The sequence below is a fragment of the Cysteiniphilum marinum genome (assembly GCF_014857925.1).
GTDB lineage: Bacteria > Pseudomonadota > Gammaproteobacteria > Francisellales > Francisellaceae > Caedibacter > Caedibacter marinus.
This window is the reverse complement of sequence record NZ_JACYVZ010000012.1, coordinates 26,032-46,337: the sequence shown is the minus strand read 5'-3', so window position 1 is coordinate 46,337 and position 20,306 is coordinate 26,032. Positions and strand designations below refer to the sequence as shown.

Sequence of the window (20,306 nt, the reverse complement as noted above, 5' to 3'; positions counted from 1 at the left end):
GATCCTCTTTATAATGCTTTGCTATGTACTTTTTCTTGTTTAACATAATCGACTAAGCGTCCCATGGCATCTTTTAAAACACTAACTTCATCGGCACAGCTAAGGCGTAGATAACCTGGTGCGCCAAAGGCTGACCCTGGCATAACAGCCAAATGCTTAGTTTCTAATAAATGCAAACAAAAACTTACATCATCTTTAAAGCCTAATGCTTCAATAATTGGCTGCACATAAGGAAATAAATAAAAGGTTGTTTCAGGTAATAGACAATCAATCTCTGGCACACTTTGTAATGCCTCATAACAAAAATTGACACGTTCTTGATAGGTGTTTAGCTGTTCAAACAGCGCTGATCTTGGTAAGTTGAGCGCTTCTATCGCGGCATATTGTGAGATAGAACACGCGCATGACATCGATTGTGACTGATAACGCCTGAGCATATTGATCATATCCTCGGGTGCGATGATATAGCCAATGCGCCATCCTGCCATCGCATAACTTTTGGATACGCCATTAACAATGGCATAACGCGATTTTAACTCAGGCGCCACTTCAATCAATGTCAGTGGACGATCTCCCCAGTAGAGCATATCGTAAATATCATCACTAATAATCCAAACATCAGGATAATCTTTTAATACACGAGCGATCATATTCAATGTTTCTTTATGATATATCGCACCGGTTGGGTTATGTGGAATATTAAGCACTAATGCCTTTGTTTTGGTACTAAGCTTTGCTCTTAAGTCATGCTCCGTTGGCTGGAAATCATTGTGATGCGTTGTCTCAACGACTACCGGTTTACCATGCGCAAGCTTAATCATATCAGGGTAAGATGTCCAAAAAGGCGAGAAGAACAGTACTTCATCACCAGAGTTCAAAATACAATTAAAAATATTATATAAACTATGCTTAGCACCAGTGGTAACGCAGACTTCATTATGTTGAAAATTAAGCTGATAATCGCGGCTGTAACGTTTAATAATTGCCTCTTTTAATTCGACAACACCATCTACTGGTGTATATTGTGTGCGATTTTCATCAATCGCTTTTTTAGCCGCCTCTTTAACCTCATTCGGTGAATGAAAACCCGGTTCGCCAACAGCCAAAGAAATCACATCTTGATGCCCTGCTTTAATAAGACTTGCTGCACGCGCTGCCATTTCAGCGGCTTTTGAACCTTCGACATTCAGTACGCGCTGACTAAAGCGTTTTGCTTGATCTAACATTTAGCTTTCACTCCTTAAAATTCTTGACTCAACTTATTGATTATATTGATGATAAGCATCTATTGTTTTATCACAAACTATTATAAATTGCTCATATTTCTCTAGCACAATGGCATCAATCGTATAATTATTATGTTGCAATGCCTTTTCAAGATTTGCCAATTTATTTTTAAGCACGGGCACGCCACAGTAACTAGCCCCGCCGTGAAGCTTATGCACTAAATCTCTTAAGCGTTTACCTTCGCTATTTTCATAAGCAGTTACAATTTCTTCAACGGCATCACTTAAAGAGTTCATAAATGCCGCCAACATCTCTTTAGCAAAAGCAATATTGCCGCCTGCTAATCCTGAAGCAAGCTCAATATCAATATATTTTTTGCTCTCCTTTGTATCACTACGTTGAATTACCTCATTCGTTATTTGTTGATCTTGATTCATTTGATCATGTTGGTCATTTACAGCATTTCCAACGTGCATTGTGGTATCACGGTTACCTAAGTAATGCATCAATAGTTCAGATAATGCATTATCATCAATCGGCTTAATTTGTATGGCATCAAAGCCCTCTTTTAACAGGCTCTCACCTTGTCCTTCAACGACATCTGCTGTCACTGCAATGATAGGTACATCACGATAGCGCGCATCTTGACGCAAGGCATGGCATAGCTCAACACCATCCATCTCAGGCATATGTACATCAGTTAAGACCATCCTGAAATTTTGCTTTTCTATTAATGACAAGGCCTCTTTTGCACTAAAGGCATTAACTGGAGCGTAACCTTTTGTTTTCAATAAAATATGCAAAAGCTTTAAATTAATAGGATTATCATCAACGATAAGTATCGATTTTTCTGCTTGCATATTAGGTATGTCATCTACCGTGTCAGTCTCTTTTGTTTCACTCAATTCAAGAGAGCTCTCTAAAAAAGAGACCAGTTTATTCGGCTTATATGGGTAATTTAAACAATTCTTAAGACCTAGCTTATGTGTATAATCAAACAGTTCATTTAATGGCATATTAGCAATAAGAAAGATATCTGCTTGAGTAAATGATTGTAGATCCATAATTAATGACTGTTTTAATTTCTGCATTTCAGGCAGTGTGTTATAAATCAACACAATATCAACTGTATCTTGCTCAACCACAGCATCAATCAATGTGGCTTCACTATCACAATAAATATATTCAATACCAAATAGTGCAATATGTGCAAGAAACATCTCTCCAGCATATTGACTCTGGCTATAAACAATAAGCTTCTTAACACTTATCGACTTTATTTCTTCAACGGTTGAAGCAGAGACTCTATCAAAGAACACATTGAAATTAAAACATGCCCCTTGATCTAACTTACTTTCAACATGGATCTCTCCACCCATTTTTTCAATAAGTGTTTTACTAATAGTCAGTCCCAATCCAGTGCCTCCATATTTGCGACTGGTTGATAAATCCGCTTGGGTAAATGCATGAAAAAGTTTATTAATTTGCGCTTGAGATAAGCCAATACCTGTGTCTTTAACTTTAATACATATTTCAACTTGGTGTTGATGTGTTGCTTTTAAATCAACATTGACACAGACACTCCCTTGCTCGGTAAACTTCAATGCATTGCTCACAAGATTCGTTAAAATTTGGCAAAATCTTAGCGCATCACCCATAACCATTTGTGGCAAATGTGGGTCTAGTAATACACCAAAGTCAATCTGCTGCTCAATGACTTTGGGCTTGAATAACATCATGCAATTGGTGATTTCTTCACGCAAATTAAACGGCTGATGTTCAAGAATTAAGTTGCCCGATTCGATTTTTGAGAAATCCAAAATATCATTGATAATGCTCAATAGATTATTAGAAGATAATATAATTGTTTCTAAATACTCACGTTGCAAAGAACTCAGATTGCTTTTTGCTAATAAATCTAAAAAGCCTAACACCCCATTCATGGGTGTGCGGATCTCATGACTCATATTTGCCAAGAATTTACTTTTTATCTCGCTGGCTTCAATTGCTTCTTTGCGCGCTTGATCTAATTGAACATTTTGGCGTTCAATCGTTTTCAACGTATGTCTTAACTCTCTTGTTGCTTGTTTGATATTGCGCTGCATTTCCTGATGGGCATTATTAAGCGATAGCGCCATACTATTGACACCTTCTTCAAGGTTCTTAAGCTCGCCAGGTGGATTGCCATCAAGCTTAGTATCTAACGCACCTTCTTTAATACGCTTCACTGCATTAATAATATCAAAAAGCGGATTGATCAAATCTCCACTTAAACGTAGTCCAAATAAGATACTTACCGTTAACCCAATCAACACAATAAGCAATGTTGTAATAATTGCCTGATATTGATTCATAATCGTGTTTTCGCGACTAAGCGTAATCACGACCCAACCAATACGTTGGTCTTTCTCCGTATAAAGCTTACCAACACTTTTTTCTTTTGGGTTAACTGTGCGTGAAATAACTGGTGCTAAAAACTGAATATTTTTATGCCCTTCTTGCATAAAGATTTTTTTACTCATCAAGTCTGAATTTTCTTTGAAAAAATGAGGGTTTACTTGTGGAATTCTACCCGTGAATGTTAATAAATCACCATCACTGTCATAAATCGCAGCCATGCGCACATCTGGATAGCTTAAAATATTATCCGTGACATTTTGTAAGATAATCTTGCTGTCAAAGTACAGACCATATTCAGAGGCGGCAACAAGTTCAGTAGTAACTGCCTCACCACGAATATATAGATTACGATCCAAATCAGAAAAGCGCATACTGATAAAATAAAAACCAAGCAAGGCTGACACCGTCAGTGTTGGTAATAAGGTTAATAAAATCATCCGACCGCGGATGCCAACATTTTTAAGCATAAGATGTGCTTTTGATTTAGCGCGTTTAATGATGAATTATATCACCCATAAATCATTTTGCAGTGGGAAACTGCCATCTATCCTTAAAGAGTTTACGAAACCAAGAAAATCGTTGCCCATAAGGCGGATAAAGCCAAAGGGCACTATTGAGTCTACTGCGCTGACAAATTGATTTGGCATTAGAGAATGTTTTAAACCCTTCAAAACCGTGATAGCGCCCCATACCTGAACTACCAACGCCACCAAAAGGTAGATCATGCTGCGCGATATGGTTTAACACATCATTGATACACATCCCGCCACTAATAATATTCCTATTAATATACTCTTGTTCAGCACGGTCATAACTCAAAAGGTAAGCAGCCAATGGACGAGGTTTTTGGTTAATATAACTTATCACCTCTTCAATCGATTGATAGCTTAACACAGGTAACAATGGACCAAAGATCTCATCTTGCATCACTTGTAAATCCTTCTTTGGATTTAATAGCAGTGTAATTGGCATTTTTCGACTTTGGTCATTCGTTACTTTAAATACATCTAATGTAACAAACTTAACACCTTGACCTTTTGCCTCCTCAATATATTCTTGCAAGCGATTAAACTGTGCCTCATTAATCACGCTACTATAATCATCATTAGTCATGTATTGCGGATACATTTCTTTAAACGCTACGTCCATTTCAGCTACAAATGCCTCAAGTTTTTGCGCATGAACAAATACATAATCCGGTGCAATACAGGTTTGTCCGGCATTTAAGCCTTTGGCAAAAGTAATCATTTTAGCCGCTTTTTTTAAAGGAAAGTTTTGACTGATAACTAACGGCGATTTGCCGCCTAATTCAAGCGTCACAGGTGTTAAATTTTTAGCGGCAGCCTCCATTACCTTTCTGCCAATAGCCGTTGATCCAGTAAAAAACAAATGATCAAAAGGTAACTCGCTAAAACTCTGTGCCACTTTAGCATCACCCGTGACAACCGCCACTTCATCAATATTAAAAGCGAGTTTGCAAATTTCCATCATCACGCGATTGGTTTTAGGTGTATGTTCTGAGAGTTTAATGCACACTCGATTTCCCGCAGCCAATGCATAGATAAGCGGCGACAAACTCAACAAAATAGGATAGTTCCATGGCACCATAATGCCAACAACACCTACGGGCTGATAATAAATATAGTTTTTAGCAGGCTTAAAAATCACACTGGTATGACGTTTCTCTTTAGCTATCCAACTGCGCAAAGATTTAAGGACATACTTAATGGTACTGGTAACTTGAAAAATCTCACTCAACCAAGTCTCATTGACACTACGATGACCAAAGTCATCATTTACTGCATCAATCAATGCCTCTTCATGCTTTAATAATGCTGAATATAAACGCTTAAGCTTCTCTTTACGTAATGCATAATCAGGATATTGATCAAGTGAAAAAGCTTTTTGCTGTAGTGAAAGCAGTTTTAATAAATGTGTTTTATCGATATTTTCCATTGATCTAGCTATCCCTTTGCTTTAAGTAATAAGTATAAATAAATTGCATCAGCTCATACCTCTCCCCTTGCGGGAGAGGTCGTGCAGCTAGGCTAGCTGCACGGGTGAGGGGTAATTGATTAATCTACTTATTGTTAACGACTCTTATTCGCCAAACGATCTCTTTCGCGCTTTTGCTGTTTCTGCGCTTTACGGATTAAGCCGACTTGTTTTGCCTCTTCACCGATATGCAACTCGCCTCGTTCACGTGCTAACTGGCTTTGTTTTTCACGCTCTAAGAAACGCTTTCTTTGTTCAGAGGTATGATTGCCCTTACAATGATGACAAGATACTCCTTGCTCATACTCAGGTTTAAGCTTATCTTCTTCAGTAATTGGACGACGGCAAGCATAACATTGATCATATTGACCTTTGGCTAAATCATGCGTCACAGCAACACGTGAATCAAAGACAAAGCACTCACCTTGCCATAGACTTTTTTCTTCAGGTACTTCTTCAAGATATTTTAAAATACCACCTTCTAAATGATAGACCTCATCAAAGCCCTGTTCTTTCAAAAAGGCAGTTGATTTTTCACAACGAATGCCACCGGTGCAAAACATTGCGACTTTTTTGTGTTTTGTCTTATCTAAATGCTTTTCAACATATTCGGGAAACTCACGAAACGTCTCCGTATGCGGGTTAACCGCATTTTTAAACGTACCAATGTCAATCTCATAATCATTGCGTGTATCAATTAATAAAACGTCAGGATCAGAAATTAAGGCATTCCAATCTTGTGGTTTAACGTAAGTGCCACATACTTTAAGAGGATCTAATCCTTCGACACCTAAGGTCACAATTTCTTTTTTCAACTTTACCTTAGTGCGATTAAAAGGAATATGCTCATCAAATGATTCTTTATGTACCAAATCATCCAAACGTGAATCAGATTTTAAAAACTTAAGCACCGCTTCAATACCTGCTGCGGTTCCCGCAATCGTACCATTGATACCCTCTTTAGCTAACAATAGCGTACCACGCACCATATTATCTTCCATTGTTTTTAACAATGGTGCTCTTAATGCTTCATAATCGTCCAGTGTGACAAACTTATACAGTGCTGAAACCACGTACTTTGACATGCTATACCCTTTATACCTTATTTATTTCTACTATCTATCATTTGTATTATTCGATTTTAAACACACAACCGCAATCAAAATATGATGTATGATGGGTGCCAAGTGAGCGCATTATACACCATTTCACCTAAACGCCAAATATAGCTATTCCATTTATGCTTTAGGTATTTAGTTTCTAAATATACTTGAGTGGTTTTGCATGATGGTATTGCAGTTAATAGCCTATTCTATTAGCAAAATACCATCATGTAAAAATACCAAGTAGATAACGAAAATCGTACGGAAAGTATAGATGGGATAGCTATAATTGCTTTTATCTGACATTAAAAACCATTTCAATAAGGCTCAATAGTGGTGAATTTTGCGCATAAACATAATAACTTTGTATATTAGGCATGTTCTCAGAAATCTGGTCATTTATATTCAAAAGCATCTCTTTTTCCTGGGCAGCCAACAGTGGTGTTGGCAAGAAGCCATAACCAATTCCTTGGGTAATTGCATGCAATATTGTCGTATAAGAGGAAAAATAAAGTGCACTTTTAATCTGTAACGTATCTTTTAATTGAGTTAACAAAATATATTTTAGTGTTTTCAAGCCTTGCTCAATATGATCAAACCCTTTTGCTAAATCACGTGAAATATAAGCATCAAGAACGATATCAGTATATAGTCTAACGTCAAAGCCATGCTCTTTAAACATATTTTTTTCGCCTTCATTAAGTACAACTAAGGCAACATCTACCTCATATTTCAATAACAGTTCAATATGTTTTGTTTTATTTTCAACAACAAGATCATAATCAAATGATTGATCAAGCTTCATAACTTGGTTGATTTTACAAAATAGACTCTGCTCAAATATTTGTGATAAGGCAATTTTAAGCGTTGGATTTTTATGCTTTAAAAAAGGCAACTCCAACTGATTAATACGATCAAACTCAAGTAGCATGGCCTTAATCATCGTATAAAAAGCATGCCCTTTGTTGTTAGCTGTTAATTTATTATTGGTTCGTTCAAACAATTGAAATCCCAGAATATCTTCTAAGTTTTGTAGCTGTTTGGTCAAAGCTGGCGGTGTTAAAAACATTAATTCTGCACTTTGGCGTAAGCTTTTTAACTCATAGACGGATATAAAAACACGCAATTGTTGCAAGGTATAGTTCATTTAGCTTCTCACTCGATACCGTTTAAAATAAGTTAACATCATATTAAATATCATTCAATTTTAATTAACATTAAATTTTGTATACTGCTAACAAGTTCAAAAACCGAAGGTAATTATCATGAATCAACTAAAACTACTGATTTATTTACTTGCTTTATTGTCTATCTTAACCGTAAACATCTACATTCCAGCGATGCCGACATTACAACACACTTTCGCTACTACCAAGGCACATATTAGTCTTACCGTTAGTTTTTATATGCTTGGCTTAGCGATAGGTATCCCTTTATATGGAGCGATCGCCGATCATATCAAAACTTCTAAAGTGCTTATTTTTGGACTGACACTTTATATTATTGCGAATTTAATTGCGATATTTTCACCAAACATATCCACCTTCATCTTTGCACGTTTTATTGAAGGTTTAAGTGCTGCCAGTGCGCTTTGTTTATGGCAAGTTTTAAGCTTTACCTACTTTGAAGACAAAGCAAAGCACATGATTAACTCAGGCTTTATTATCATTGGTTCAATGCCCGCATTGGCCCCCATGTTTGGTGGATTTATTCTATCATTTAGCCACTGGCAAGCGCTTTTTGTTACCCTAACTATTCTGGCAATTATCCTCATTGGACTGACATTAAGTCTACCTGCGCCAAAAACCGCATCGCAAACTAAAAAGCCACAACACAAGCTAGAGCAAACACACATTGTATTATCCATTTTAAAACAATATAAACACCTGGTTGTTGATGCACAGTTTATGGTACTTGCCTTTGCCAGTGCTACGATCTACATGTCGGTATATGTCTACTTATCACAGGTTCCTTTTTTGCTGACAAAGCTTCATTTTGCGACAAAGAGTTTTAGCCTGTTCTTTATACCAATTTCAGTGGCGTTTATTTTGGGGGGCACCTTCTCTAAATTTTTACTGAAAAAAGGCACGTCATTTAAACAGATGTTTATGTTGCCTGTAAGCATCGCCGTTATTGTTTTTAGCTTAGTTGTTATTGCTGAGATAGCTAGTATTACTCTATCGGCATGGTTATTAGCCATTCCATTTTTTATCTTTACCATTGGCGCAGGTATTGGCATGCCAAATTTAGTAAGTCAAGCATTGTCACTTCATCCACATCGCCGCGGGACTGCGGCATCCGCTATTGGATTGGTGCAAAATCTATTTGCTTTTACCTTTAGCAGTCTTGGCGCTTATCTCACCCGCTTTGGTTATAATGGACTTATTATTTCTTACGCTATTTGGGTTGGATTACTACTTACCTTCTTTGGTGCTTATCTTGCTATATCTCAGCGCAAGAAACCATCCCTTGAGACTTGCCCTGCTACTTAATTTATTGACTTAAACAATTGACTCAACTAGTTGAATAATACCCTCTACTGAAATACCTACTTCTGACAATAATGCATTTTTATCACCATGATCCTGATAATGGTCAGGCAATCCGATGTTACGCACTTTGATTTTACTTAATAGGTCATTAGCAATTAGATATTCATTCACTGCAGATCCAGCGCCACCCATAATCACATTCTCTTCTAATGTAAGAATAATCTCATGCGAATTAACCAGCTCTTTAATTATCTGTGTATCTAATGGCTTGACAAAGCGCATGTCTATCACAGTAGCATTAAGTTGTTCAGCTGCTTTGATGGCTATTGGCAGTAAAGTGCCAAAGTTTAAAATCGCCACTTTTTGACCTTGGCGTGCGCATTTTGATTGTCCCATTTTCAGGTCAAAACTTTCTGTAATCTCGGCACCTGTGCCCGTACCACGCGGGTAACGCACCATCGCCGGACCTTGGTGTTTAAAGCCTAAGCTTAACATGTGATAACACTCGTTTTCATCACTTGGCGTCATGACAACGGTATTAGGAATACAACGCATAAAGCTTAAATCAAAAATTCCCGCATGTGTCGCGCCATCAGCTCCCACAATGCCAGCACGATCCACAGCATAGAGAATATCTAAATTCTGTAAACTCACATCATGAATCACTTGATCATAAGCGCGTTGTAAAAAGGTTGAATAAATAGCAACAACCGGTTTATAACCCTCACAAGCAAGACCCGCGGCAAACGTCACCGCATGTTGCTCAGCAATCGCAACATCATAGTAGCGTTTAGGGTATTCTTTTGAAAAGCGAATCAAATCTGATCCTTCACGCATCGCAGGCGTGATACCAACAAGCTTGTCATCTTTTGCTGCCATATCACATAGCCACTGCCCAAAGATATTTGAGTAGCTTAATTTGACTTGTGATACACCTTTAGTCGCTAAATTTGAATTAAACTGTGGATTAACATGATGAAACTTAATCGGATCTTCCTCTGCCTTTTCATAGCCTTTACCCTTTTTGGTTAAGATATGCAAAAGCTTAGGACCGTCATGATATTTAATTGTTTTTAATGCTTCAACCAAAGCTTCAATGTCATGTCCATCAATTGGACCCACATAGTAAAAATTAAGTGCCTCGAATAAATTAGCCGGTACAAACATCCCCTTGGCTTGGGTTTCCAAGCGTTTTGCCAGCTCAAAGGCGCCTGGGAGTTTTTTAAGAAATTTTTTACCAGTTTCACGAATATTGTTATAGGTTGATCCCGATAGAATTTTAGTCAAATGACTCGTAAGCGCACCAACATTCTCAGAGATAGACATCTCATTGTCATTTAGCACCACCAAAATATCTGAATGCATACCACCGGCATGATTTAACGCTTCAAATGCCATACCTGCGGTTAAGGCCCCATCACCAATAATGGCAACAGATTTAGCATTTGATTCTTTGAGTTTATCCGCTTCTGCCATGCCTAAAGCAGCCCCTATTGATGTACTGGAATGCCCTACACCAAAGCTATCATAAACACTTTCACTGCGCTTAGGAAAGCCTGAAATGCCACCAGGCTTTTTAATAGTAATTAGCTCATCAGCACGCCCTGTTAGGATCTTGTGCACATAGGTTTGATGCCCCACATCCCACACCAAGTGATCATTGGGTGTATCATAGACATAATGTAAAGCAATGGTTAGCTCCAAAGCGCCTAAGCTACTAGCAAAATGCCCACCTGAGACATCTAACGTCTCAACAAGGAAGGTGCGTATTTCAGTCGCTAAATGTGTTAATTGAGAAACGGCAAGTTTGCGCAAATCACAAGGCGAGTTAATCTTTGCTAACAAGGGGTAATTTGCACGATTTGTTTTTGACATAACAACAAGCAATTTGTCTATTTTAGTTCTGTGGCATAGTATCCTTTACTATGCTGGCTTTCTCAAGTAAAACCCTTAATATTCTTTGCTTTTAATGTTATTAACTCAATAGTCAATCGTGCCTTAAGCAAAATTCAATAGGTCATGAGAGTTAAGGCTAACGCTTGTAATCACTCACATTATTTACCGTTCCCTGAGCGAAGTCGAAGGGAATGTAAAAAAAGTAAAGATGGAAATTGGCTTCAACAAACGCTTAAGCCAACGTTTACACTTGCTATTTGCTTTAAAGCGCTCTAATATCAGCGCCTGTTAGGTGCTCATCGTTCTTTATACATGAGTTAAAAGGGAAATTGGTGTAAATCCAATACTGTACCCGCAACGGTAAACCACACTTTTAAAGATAGCTTAAAAAGCGTTTGCAATCATTCACTGGGCAACTGGGAAGAAGCATTTGGGATAAGTCCGGAAACCTGCCTAATAACACAACGTTTACGGGGATATAAACAACAAAGAGGGCTCCATGCAACCATACCGTTTTCGCACTTTAAGTGCCATCATACTATTGTCCATCGTTGGGCAAACAAGCTTTGCTGATCAACAGAATAACGACAGTGATAATAATGTAAAAAATGCAAAAAATGTCAAAGCCACTAGTGATGATAAACAGCTATCAGCGACTGAATACACCTTACCAACGATTGTTATAAATTATGCGAATCATTTAAATAATGATGAAAACAAAACACAAAGCAACAATAGCGATGCCTCTAGCTCACCGATTAGCGTCTCCTTAATGCCTAATTATGCCAATCAAAGCATTGACCGCACCATTGAGCAAAATGCTTGGGTTAACAGCAATAATAGTAGTGCAGCAAACCCCAGTTTTTATTTAAAGGGGCAACGTGCGAGCGTTTTATTAAATGGTATTCCACTGAATCAATTTAACTCACAAGCGCAAAATATCTCTTTGATCCCACAAGATAGCATTGAAAGTATCGCCATTGATCCTACAGCCAGTAGTGTACTTTATGGCGGCATGGGCTTAGGTGGCACGATTAATATTAAACAGAAATTTATAGCTGAAGATAAATACATGATTGGATTATCTGGCGGCTATCCATTTGGTGCTGGCGTTAATGTCTTTATTAATCAGCTATTGGATAATGAGAAAACATGGAGTTTACAGTTTGCTAATACTAGTCAAAGCATTGATGGCTATCGCAATTATTCACGCAACAATAGCAATAATGCCTATATTGCCCTAATGCATCAAACTAACACACAAAAGTTTTCACTGAACTTCAGTGATAGTTATCAATATTTGCACTTCCCAGGAGCACTAAATCAACAACAAAGCGATGATAATCCATGGCAAGCGAGTAGTGGCAAAGAAAAATATATTAATCACACCATTAACACGCAGCTTAATTTTGAACAAACACTTGATAAACAATGGCAATTTAACCTCAAATCGCAATATCAACAGCAATGGGCTAATGCTATTTTTGCAGAATCAAACTACTCCTCTAAACAAGGCAGTAGCTTATTTTATTTACGCCCAAGCATTGTATTTGACAATGATTTTGTGAAAAATACATTTGGTAGCGAGTTTAATTATCAAACCTTCAGACAAAGCAGCACAATAAATAATGCGACACAAACCAGCATTGCATTATTTAACCAAAGTGACTTTACCCTAAACAAAAACTGGCAAAGTGGTATTGGTGGGCGTTTTGAGCATAGCTATACTACAGGTAATTTTATCTCGAGTAATAGCTCAGGCTCACAAGTGATTAATATTGGTGCTGGTGATATTTATTTGCAATACAACTGGAATAAGACGTTTAATACACGCGCTTCAGCTTCATATGCTTATCAGCTGCCTTTTATTGATCAATCTAATTTAACCCCTGGGACAACAACAAGCTTTGGCTTAAATCCGCAAACGGCATGGATTTATCAGCTTGATAACACCTATAAAAACGATAAGTTGACTGTTAAGAATAGCAGTTACTGGATGCTGATTAATAACCAGATTGATTATGATCCAAGTTACCCAGTCCCAGATTCACAATTCCCAGGTGCCAATATTAATTTACCACCGACACAAACCATTGGTAATTTATTCGCTCTTGATTACGCATGGCTGCCGAGTTTAAGTCTTGGCGGCAGTTTTGCCTTTAATCTAAATACTTTTAGATCCGGTTTTTTTAAAAATAGCAATAAAATTAACGTTGATATTAGTAACAATCAAGTACCTGGTCAACCTCCCTTTGCTGCTGAGGTCCATAGCCATTGGCAATTTAATGACAAACTCTCTTTCTGGCTACAAGAGCAATATTATAGTGCAAGCTACGCCTATGGTGATTATACCAATAGCCTTGCTAAACAACGTGGTTATTTCCTTACCAACCTTGGCGCTAAGTATCAGATCGATCATTGGCAGTTTAATTTCAATATTTATAACCTGTTTAATCAGTTCTATTACAGTTATGTTTCAACCTATAATTTAAAAGACCTAAGCTACTACCCTGCCGATGGCATTGTCGCAATGCTTAATATTCAATATCAGTTTTAATCGCTTGTTATGAAACATGCAACCCTGCTTTCTCTTGCTTTGCACTCAAGTGTTATCTTAGTTATTGCTCTTTTATGTGTGGTTGCTGAATATATAAGTAATACCTCAAATAAACATATTGCTATTGCTCTAACTAAAGAAAGCATCCCTGCACATATTGTTTATCTTAGCCAGACCAACGTAAGTACTAACACCCCAAATAGTGCAACAAATATTTCACCAGCAGCCTCTCAGATGAATATGTTAGAACAAATGTCAACAACAGCTGATACGCCGCTGACAACACACAACTCAAAACTCAAAATTTACAACAATCCACCAAAAAAAATACAACCTCGACATCGCGAGAAAAAGAAGATTGAAGCAAATAAATCATCGACTCAATTGAATAAGAAAGATCATCATGTCACTAAATTGAGTACATCTTTAGCCACCTCTGCCTTTAGTAGTGCTGAAGAAATAAATAATATCATGTCAGAATTACAAAGTGCTCTAACTAACTATCTTGCCAAACAACCCCCACCTTATAAATCTTTCAATGTTATGATTAGGCTAACAATTAATAATCAAGGTATCATAGAGAAAATAAGCTTCTCGCCCTTACCACCTCAAGTGCTACAAGATCTTCTGAGTCAGTTTTTGCAGTCACAAAATTATACGCATAAACTTTTATTGCCACATAGTATTGATATCAATATTCCTTTGGAATTAATCGCTTCATCTTCCAATTAAATATCAATCGTTCCCTGAGAAAATAAGAGCTCTTTTCAAATTATTGACCGCTCCCTGAGCCTGTCGAAGGGAATCTAAAAAAGGTAAAGATGACTGTTGGCTTCGACCATGCTTAAGCCAACGTAGCACCCCTCACCCGTGCCGCTTACGCTGCACGACCTCTCCCGCAAGGGGCGAGGTAATAAATTTGTAGGGCATATTGAAACTTATTATGACTACATGCTCACCATGTAGCTGATTAAAAAGCATCTCCCCTTCTTTTGTATGGCAAACTTCATCAAAGCAAAGCCTAAAAGATATTTTATTGTATATCAACAAAAACAATCTTACACTGTCTCCATATTTACGATAATAACGAGTTTTTGAATATGACTGATTTAAAAATAAAATCAAACAAGCTTAGCATGATGCACTATCAATTATTTGATACACTCGCCCAATTAAACAACTTTAGACTAACTGCCAAGCACTGCAATACCACATTATCCAAAGTTTCAAATGCTATTAAAGAACTTGAACGCCATTACAATGCTACTTTATTTTATCGTAATACAAGAAATGTCAGCATCACACCAGAAGGCCAAAAAATATGGCATACGATCAAAGAGTTACTTGCTCTTGAAAACAATCTCTACACTCAAATTCACAGTGTAGAGAATAATCTATATGGGCTACTTAAAATTGGTGTGCCACAAAGTGTTTTCAGTGAAATATGCATCCCATCGCTTAAGTTTCTGAGCCTAGAACATCCGCAACTACAGTTGGATTGGCATATTGGCAATTATCTTCCAAACATTATTGCAGATAACTTTGATGGTATTATTTTTTGTGGTTTGCTACCTCCTCACCTTGATTACTATGCAGCAAAAATAGGCACATGGACAAAAATCACTTGTGCCACACAAACCTATCTTGATGATCATGCTGATATTAAATCACCATCGGATTTAGCCCAACACAAGTGTATTGATCATAGTCACAATTTTAAAGGCACATGGGAATTTAAAGTTCATGATGAAGTGACGCATATTGCAGTAGCAGGACAGTACAAAAGTTCCTCAAGTAAATCATTATTAGATATGGCGTTAAGCGATCTAGGCATCGCTTATCTGCCCTCTTTTACTGTGCAATCAGCTATTAAACACAAAAAGCTTATGTCGATATTGCAAGATTATCAACCACCAGCCTTAGACTGTTACTTGATTACTAAAAAGTCGCTTAAAGATGACCCAAAACTGCAAGCTTTATTCAATACCATAAAAGATCATTGGCTTTAAAGCGCCCAATAATTGGCTTCGACTAACGCTCAGCCAACGTAGCACCCCTCACCCGTGCCGCTTACGCCGCACGACCTCTCCCGCAAGGGGAGAGTTGAGATTCGTAGGGGCGTATTGCATACGCCCACCTCCGTTAAACGCCGAAAGGACGCTTAACAATAAACCGACTTAAGCCAATCCAAAGATAAAGATAGCTAAAAAAGCTTAGCCAACCAGCAAAACTACCAAAACGATAAAGCCAACTAATTTGTGACAACATATGGTTAATATCAGCATTTGCCTGCTGCATTAACACTTGCTGCATATAAGGAATTGCGAGGCTGCTAAATAATACAACCACACTAAAAACAACCAATAAAACGCCTGTCACAATTAAGTTTTTCTGTACATTTGGGCGCGTTAGTTGAATGATTTTTTTAGGGAAAAAATACAGCAACACCACAAATTCAGTCATATAAGCGATGATTGTTAAAGTAAAGCGCCAACTAAGATCAGCATTAATCTCAGGCAAACGCACAACAAACCAACTTATCACAGAGATCGCAAGCAGTAATGTCGCCCATTTACTCTTAAGAAAAAAACCAAGATAAATGCAAAAAGCAAGATAGAAAAAGGCATAAATCATGATTGATTTATCCGCACTTAGAGTAACCGCAATTTAAGCATGTTAAGCAATTATCCATACGTACCATCGCTTTGGTACTGCATTTGGTGCACAGTTGTGACTCAGGTGGAAAGTTACTGCTTGCGTCATTACTTGGTTGTTGACGTTGATCCAGCTCTTGACGCTTAGCAGCAATATATTGCTTCTGTTCTTCATCTAACTCATCATCTGGCAACATGCCAATTTTCTTTAAATGCTTTTCAATAACATCACCAATTTCAGAAACTAATGAAGGAATATACTTTCCACCACGCTTTAAATAACCGCCATTAGGATCAAAAACAGATCGTAACTCTTCAACTAAAAAGGTAATATCCCCCCCTTTGCGAAAAACCGCTGAAATAATCAAAGTCAAAGCAATCGTCCATTGAAAGTGCTCCATATTTTTAGAACTCAAAAAGATCTCAAATGGGCGACGCATCTCATGCTCAGTGCCTTCATTTAAAACGATATCATTAATTGTCACATACAGTGCATGCTCTGCCTGAGGTGGCTTAATCTTATAGGTTTCACCAAGCAATGATTCTGGACGCTTGATATTTTCACTCATTTGCTGATGTGATTTTTCTTTTTTTGTTGATTTAACTGCAACATTGTTTGCCCCATCATCGGGTTTGACAATATTAAAGCCTGTGATTTTTTTCTCTATTTTAACTGCCATTTTTACTCTTTTTACTCTAAACGGTTAATAAAAAATTTGCGATAAATCGCGCATCAAAAGTCGTCTTATTTTGCCTGAGCATGCCGATGAAAACAATCGATAATTTGTTGAAGTTTTGCTTTACTTTTTGATCTTATTGGCTGCAGTTAATAAATTCAAGAATCAATGGCTATCAGTGCCTACATCCAATTGCGTTGCAACACGCAGATTGTTCATAATCTCTGGGTTTTCAGATAAATTAGCCGCTGGCAAATTAGCTAATAATTGCCATTTAGCTTGTGACTGATCATAGGTATATAACCCATTACTTGCTAATACATAAACCGTATCATTAACCGTTTTTAATCCATAAATATTGACTTGTTTAAATGGGTTAGAATCAGCACCTAGAATCTGTCTTGGCGTATTTTTATTCGCATAATAGACCGCATGCGTGTTCAGTGAAGAAAAGTAAACATTGCCATTGCTATCAAATGCGACGGACATGTTAGAGCTCGTATCATTTGGAAAGGTAGCTATTTGTTGCCATACACTATTCTTAAGCACCTCAATACAAACCATATCTTGACCATTTTGACTACACTGCATACTTTGATAAATATCTCCAGTTGCTGTTTTACCCATGTTAAACACCTTAATAGTGCCAAGTGCTTTAGCAATCGTTTGTGTTAATGGCGAGTTGTTTTGATTGGTTAATTTATAGGTTTGACCTTGTTCAGTTGCTATGTAATATAAGTCACCTTTGTCATCTAAAGTCATTGGTATTGCATCTTTAATCGTTGATGAAACAGGTGTTGCCAACTTATTCCAACCATTAAAATCATTGGTTGAGGCTTGCGCTATATAGGCATGTGTATCCTCTATCATGCCAACATTGGACACAACAATTTGTCCTGAACTATTGATCTTGATATGTGTACGTTGACCTAAATCCCCCAATGCATCACTTAACCCCAAAAAAGTATTCTGACCGTTAATAGATAGCACTGAAGTAAAGCGCTTACCCAAAACTGGTGGATAAACATCTGGCAAAAATGGACGCTTCAATGTTTGGTAACCATTACTGATAAAAACGACACCTTGAGGAGAAATGCCAACGCCTGAAATAAAGCTATTTAACATATACTCACCTGTGCTTTTCCCAACAAATAGTACATGCCACCCCGCTTGATCATACTGATAAACATAAGGTGTTGTCTGGCTGTTCACACTCGCATACAGTACACCACTTGCCGTAAAATTAAATCTTTTATTTTTATCCGCATGAGCGCCAAGCTTGTCAATCTGTAATAAGGCCGTTGCTTTATCTCCTGTATTTACATCTTGCCCTTTGACATAAATATAACAGGTGTTATCGCTTTTCGTAGAATAAGCATCAAGCGTTAATGTATTGATTTGTCCTTTTGTAAATAACTGATCACTGTTAAAACATGATTTAGGGCACGTATTGGCACTACACCAAGATTGCGTGCCATCATAGACAGAAAACTGCTTAAGATTGTCATTAGTTAATGACACCAAAACCGACTCGTTATTAAAATTGGTATTGGTGAGTTTAATCGCTTTGACACTCGGATAAACCGTATTATCATCTTGCGATATTTCGGCATTAACCCCGCTTTTGGTTAAATAGATATTACTATTAATCGCTGCCGTTATATTGGTTTGTTTTGCTAGGCTTAAACGATAACCTTTAGCATCGGGTGACGCGTTTAATTGCGTATACTTAATCCCAATATAACAGGTGCTATTTACCGCTAATGTCCCACCCACTGCACAAGATACTTGACCATTGGTTGGTGCGATAACACTCAGATAGTCACCTTGTAGTGGTTGATTTGTTGTGTTTTGATATAACTGAAATGCATCCAAACTATTAGGCAGCTGCCAAGCAAAGGCACCGTGATTCACCATCGCAACATTGATCACGCTATTATGCGAATCCATATTAATGTAATGCGATGCTTCTTTAAAGCCAACATCCGCACCTGCAATTGTTACATCTTGATCAGAGACTTGATCTTGAGTGCTATAAGCTATTTGATCAGAAAAATAATTAATATTAGCAAAGCGCTTATTAAAATCCTGAGCTTGATAGGCATTATCTGCAACTTGATATGACAGCACACAACTTCTGCCCGCTGCCAATAAGGTATCTTTCTGGCACGTTTTTTGAATATTTTGCGTATTCTGCATATTTTTAAGTGTCACACCTTGTGGCAATGTCAAATCAATCGTTTTGATCATCATTGCCCGAGTACTATGATTGGTAAGTGTCTGTTGATACTCCCCTGGTGTTTTAATATCAAGACTTGATAAGGTTGCTGGTACTGAATAGGCATTAACGCTAATCGGAACCAAATCTTGCGCATTATCTGCAATCACCTGAAAAATGGGGTTATCATGGTATTTGTTTTGCTCAAGCGCTTGATAGAAATACTTAATTGCCTCACCCGCAATATTCTCATCAGGCTTAACAAGAAGCGCTATCGTCAACGTTTGCTTAGATGCTAACATTGTCGTATTAGCCGATACCATCTTCGTAATTGTACTATAATGACCACCTGTAATATCTTGTAAATCTAATGCAGCAATCACTGCATCTGGTGCGTGACTTAGGTCAATTTTCACACCTTTGACTGCTTCATTATTAGGATTATGAATCACAAACTGCATCATGCCACCTGGTGTCATCGTGATGGATGATTGCAACTGCAAAACATTTGTCATCTCACTGGCAGGTTTAAATATTGTTTTCACAGGCACTTCAATCGCTGTTTGCGAGGCACCACTTAATGCGATCTTAACATCACCATTAATGGCAGTTGGTGCCAAGGATTCAACACTATAGTAAAGATTACAACTTTGCGCTGCTTGCAGGTTTACACCTGTGCCATTTGACCAACATGAATCTGCATGGTCAGACTCAAGATGAACATACTGAGCAACAGTTGGTGATATCGATACTGCTGTAATGTGCACAGATTTTGATGGTGATTCAGCAGCACCGACTTGATTCATTTCAAACGTTTGATCCATACCTACCTTTACTTGAACTTCAACCTCTGAGCTTCTATCTATTGCGGTTTCTGGCGTTAATTGCTCAGGCATGTTACTGCTGACTGCAAGAGGGCTTACTATTGGCGCCGAACCACTGCTAGTGCCACCACTACCACCACAACCAGCGATGGCTAATACCGTCATACTGGTTAAACAAAATACTGTTTTCTTCATCCAATGCATAGATATTCCTCTTTGGCTATTTTTAAATGACAGAGATAAATTTAAGACCCATAACACTA

Annotated in this window: 13 protein-coding genes and 1 riboswitch; of the genes, 4 read left to right on the top strand and 9 right to left on the bottom strand. The window is 37.7% G+C overall.

Annotated elements, in window-relative coordinates:
- Positions 1-8 precede the first annotated feature (8 nt).
- The 5 genes from IE867_RS07465 to IE867_RS07445 all read right to left on the bottom strand — a co-directional run bounded on the left by IE867_RS07465 (position 9) and on the right by IE867_RS07445 (position 7,872).
- Entirely contained in the window at positions 9-1,226 is a 1,218-nt protein-coding gene (locus IE867_RS07465; protein WP_192484145.1) for a pyridoxal phosphate-dependent aminotransferase, read from the bottom strand.
- Positions 1,227-1,259: 33 nt separating this feature from the next.
- Positions 1,260-4,094 (bottom strand): ATP-binding protein, encoded by a 2,835-nt coding sequence (locus IE867_RS07460; protein WP_192484144.1) that lies wholly within the window; start codon positions 4,092-4,094, stop codon positions 1,260-1,262.
- 52 nt (positions 4,095-4,146) lie between these two features.
- Positions 4,147-5,583: a coniferyl aldehyde dehydrogenase gene (locus IE867_RS07455; protein WP_192484143.1), complete on the bottom strand. Its 1,437-nt coding sequence runs from the start codon at positions 5,581-5,583 to the stop codon at positions 4,147-4,149.
- A gap of 134 nt (positions 5,584-5,717) precedes the next feature.
- Complete coding sequence (trhO, locus tag IE867_RS07450) at positions 5,718-6,707, bottom strand: oxygen-dependent tRNA uridine(34) hydroxylase TrhO (RefSeq protein WP_192484142.1); 990 nt, start codon at positions 6,705-6,707, stop codon at positions 5,718-5,720.
- A 313-nt stretch (positions 6,708-7,020) separates the two neighbouring features.
- Positions 7,021-7,872, bottom strand: a complete 852-nt coding sequence (locus tag IE867_RS07445; RefSeq protein ID WP_192484141.1) for a LysR family transcriptional regulator — start codon at positions 7,870-7,872, stop codon at positions 7,021-7,023.
- A gap of 118 nt (positions 7,873-7,990) precedes the next feature.
- Here IE867_RS07445 and IE867_RS07440 point away from each other — a divergent pair, with 118 nt between their 5' ends.
- Positions 7,991-9,217: an MFS transporter gene (locus IE867_RS07440; RefSeq protein ID WP_225629991.1), complete on the top strand. Its 1,227-nt coding sequence runs from the start codon at positions 7,991-7,993 to the stop codon at positions 9,215-9,217.
- A gap of 9 nt (positions 9,218-9,226) precedes the next feature.
- Here the strand turns inward: IE867_RS07440 and dxs are convergent, their stop codons facing one another.
- Complete coding sequence (gene dxs, locus IE867_RS07435) at positions 9,227-11,092, bottom strand: 1-deoxy-D-xylulose-5-phosphate synthase (protein WP_192484140.1); 1,866 nt, start codon at positions 11,090-11,092, stop codon at positions 9,227-9,229.
- A 294-nt stretch (positions 11,093-11,386) separates the two neighbouring features.
- A riboswitch (cobalamin riboswitch) is annotated at positions 11,387-11,584 on the top strand.
- 28 nt (positions 11,585-11,612) lie between these two features.
- Between dxs and IE867_RS07430 the strand changes: the two genes are divergently transcribed.
- From IE867_RS07430 to IE867_RS07420, 3 genes are all read left to right on the top strand, one after another.
- A complete protein-coding gene (locus tag IE867_RS07430) occupies positions 11,613-13,670 on the top strand; it encodes a TonB-dependent receptor (RefSeq protein ID WP_192484139.1) in 2,058 nt (685 codons plus the stop codon).
- Between the two features lie 9 nt (positions 13,671-13,679).
- Positions 13,680-14,402, top strand: coding sequence for a hypothetical protein (locus tag IE867_RS07425; RefSeq protein WP_192484138.1), 723 nt, complete (start codon positions 13,680-13,682; stop codon positions 14,400-14,402).
- A gap of 368 nt (positions 14,403-14,770) precedes the next feature.
- Positions 14,771-15,679, top strand: coding sequence for a LysR family transcriptional regulator (locus IE867_RS07420; RefSeq protein ID WP_192484137.1), 909 nt, complete (start codon positions 14,771-14,773; stop codon positions 15,677-15,679).
- A 133-nt stretch (positions 15,680-15,812) separates the two neighbouring features.
- Here IE867_RS07420 and IE867_RS07415 read toward each other — a convergent pair whose 3' ends face one another.
- The 3 genes from IE867_RS07415 to IE867_RS07405 all read right to left on the bottom strand — a co-directional run bounded on the left by IE867_RS07415 (position 15,813) and on the right by IE867_RS07405 (position 20,238).
- Positions 15,813-16,304 carry a hypothetical protein gene (locus IE867_RS07415; RefSeq protein ID WP_192484136.1) on the bottom strand — a complete coding sequence of 164 codons (492 nt, stop codon included), beginning with the start codon at positions 16,302-16,304 and terminating at the stop codon, positions 15,813-15,815.
- A 7-nt stretch (positions 16,305-16,311) separates the two neighbouring features.
- The gene (locus IE867_RS07410; RefSeq protein WP_192484135.1) at positions 16,312-17,004 is read right to left on the bottom strand and encodes a TSCPD domain-containing protein; all 693 of its coding nucleotides are present in this window, start codon (positions 17,002-17,004) and stop codon (positions 16,312-16,314) included.
- Positions 17,005-17,166: 162 nt separating this feature from the next.
- Positions 17,167-20,238: a hypothetical protein gene (locus IE867_RS07405; RefSeq protein WP_192484134.1), complete on the bottom strand. Its 3,072-nt coding sequence runs from the start codon at positions 20,236-20,238 to the stop codon at positions 17,167-17,169.
- Positions 20,239-20,306: the final 68 nt, after the last annotated feature.

Excerpts from the sequence above, each read along its gene's own strand:
- IE867_RS07430 (WP_192484139.1), top strand. The coding sequence starts at position 11,613 with ATGCAACCATACCGTTTTCGCACTTTAAGTGCCATCATACTATTGTCC.
- IE867_RS07460 (WP_192484144.1), bottom strand. The coding sequence starts at position 4,094 with ATGCTTAAAAATGTTGGCATCCGCGGTCGGATGATTTTATTAACCTTA.
- IE867_RS07455 (WP_192484143.1), bottom strand. The coding sequence starts at position 5,583 with ATGGAAAATATCGATAAAACACATTTATTAAAACTGCTTTCACTACAG.
- IE867_RS07445 (WP_192484141.1), bottom strand. The coding sequence starts at position 7,872 with ATGAACTATACCTTGCAACAATTGCGTGTTTTTATATCCGTCTATGAG.
- IE867_RS07415 (WP_192484136.1), bottom strand. The coding sequence starts at position 16,304 with ATGATTTATGCCTTTTTCTATCTTGCTTTTTGCATTTATCTTGGTTTT.
- IE867_RS07465 (WP_192484145.1), bottom strand. The coding sequence starts at position 1,226 with ATGTTAGATCAAGCAAAACGCTTTAGTCAGCGCGTACTGAATGTCGAA.
- IE867_RS07440 (WP_225629991.1), top strand. The coding sequence starts at position 7,991 with ATGAATCAACTAAAACTACTGATTTATTTACTTGCTTTATTGTCTATC.
- IE867_RS07420 (WP_192484137.1), top strand. The coding sequence starts at position 14,771 with ATGACTGATTTAAAAATAAAATCAAACAAGCTTAGCATGATGCACTAT.
- IE867_RS07425 (WP_192484138.1), top strand. The coding sequence starts at position 13,680 with ATGAAACATGCAACCCTGCTTTCTCTTGCTTTGCACTCAAGTGTTATC.
- IE867_RS07405 (WP_192484134.1), bottom strand. The coding sequence starts at position 20,238 with ATGAAGAAAACAGTATTTTGTTTAACCAGTATGACGGTATTAGCCATC.
- trhO (WP_192484142.1), bottom strand. The coding sequence starts at position 6,707 with ATGTCAAAGTACGTGGTTTCAGCACTGTATAAGTTTGTCACACTGGAC.
- dxs (WP_192484140.1), bottom strand. The coding sequence starts at position 11,092 with ATGTCAAAAACAAATCGTGCAAATTACCCCTTGTTAGCAAAGATTAAC.
- IE867_RS07410 (WP_192484135.1), bottom strand. The coding sequence starts at position 17,004 with ATGGCAGTTAAAATAGAGAAAAAAATCACAGGCTTTAATATTGTCAAA.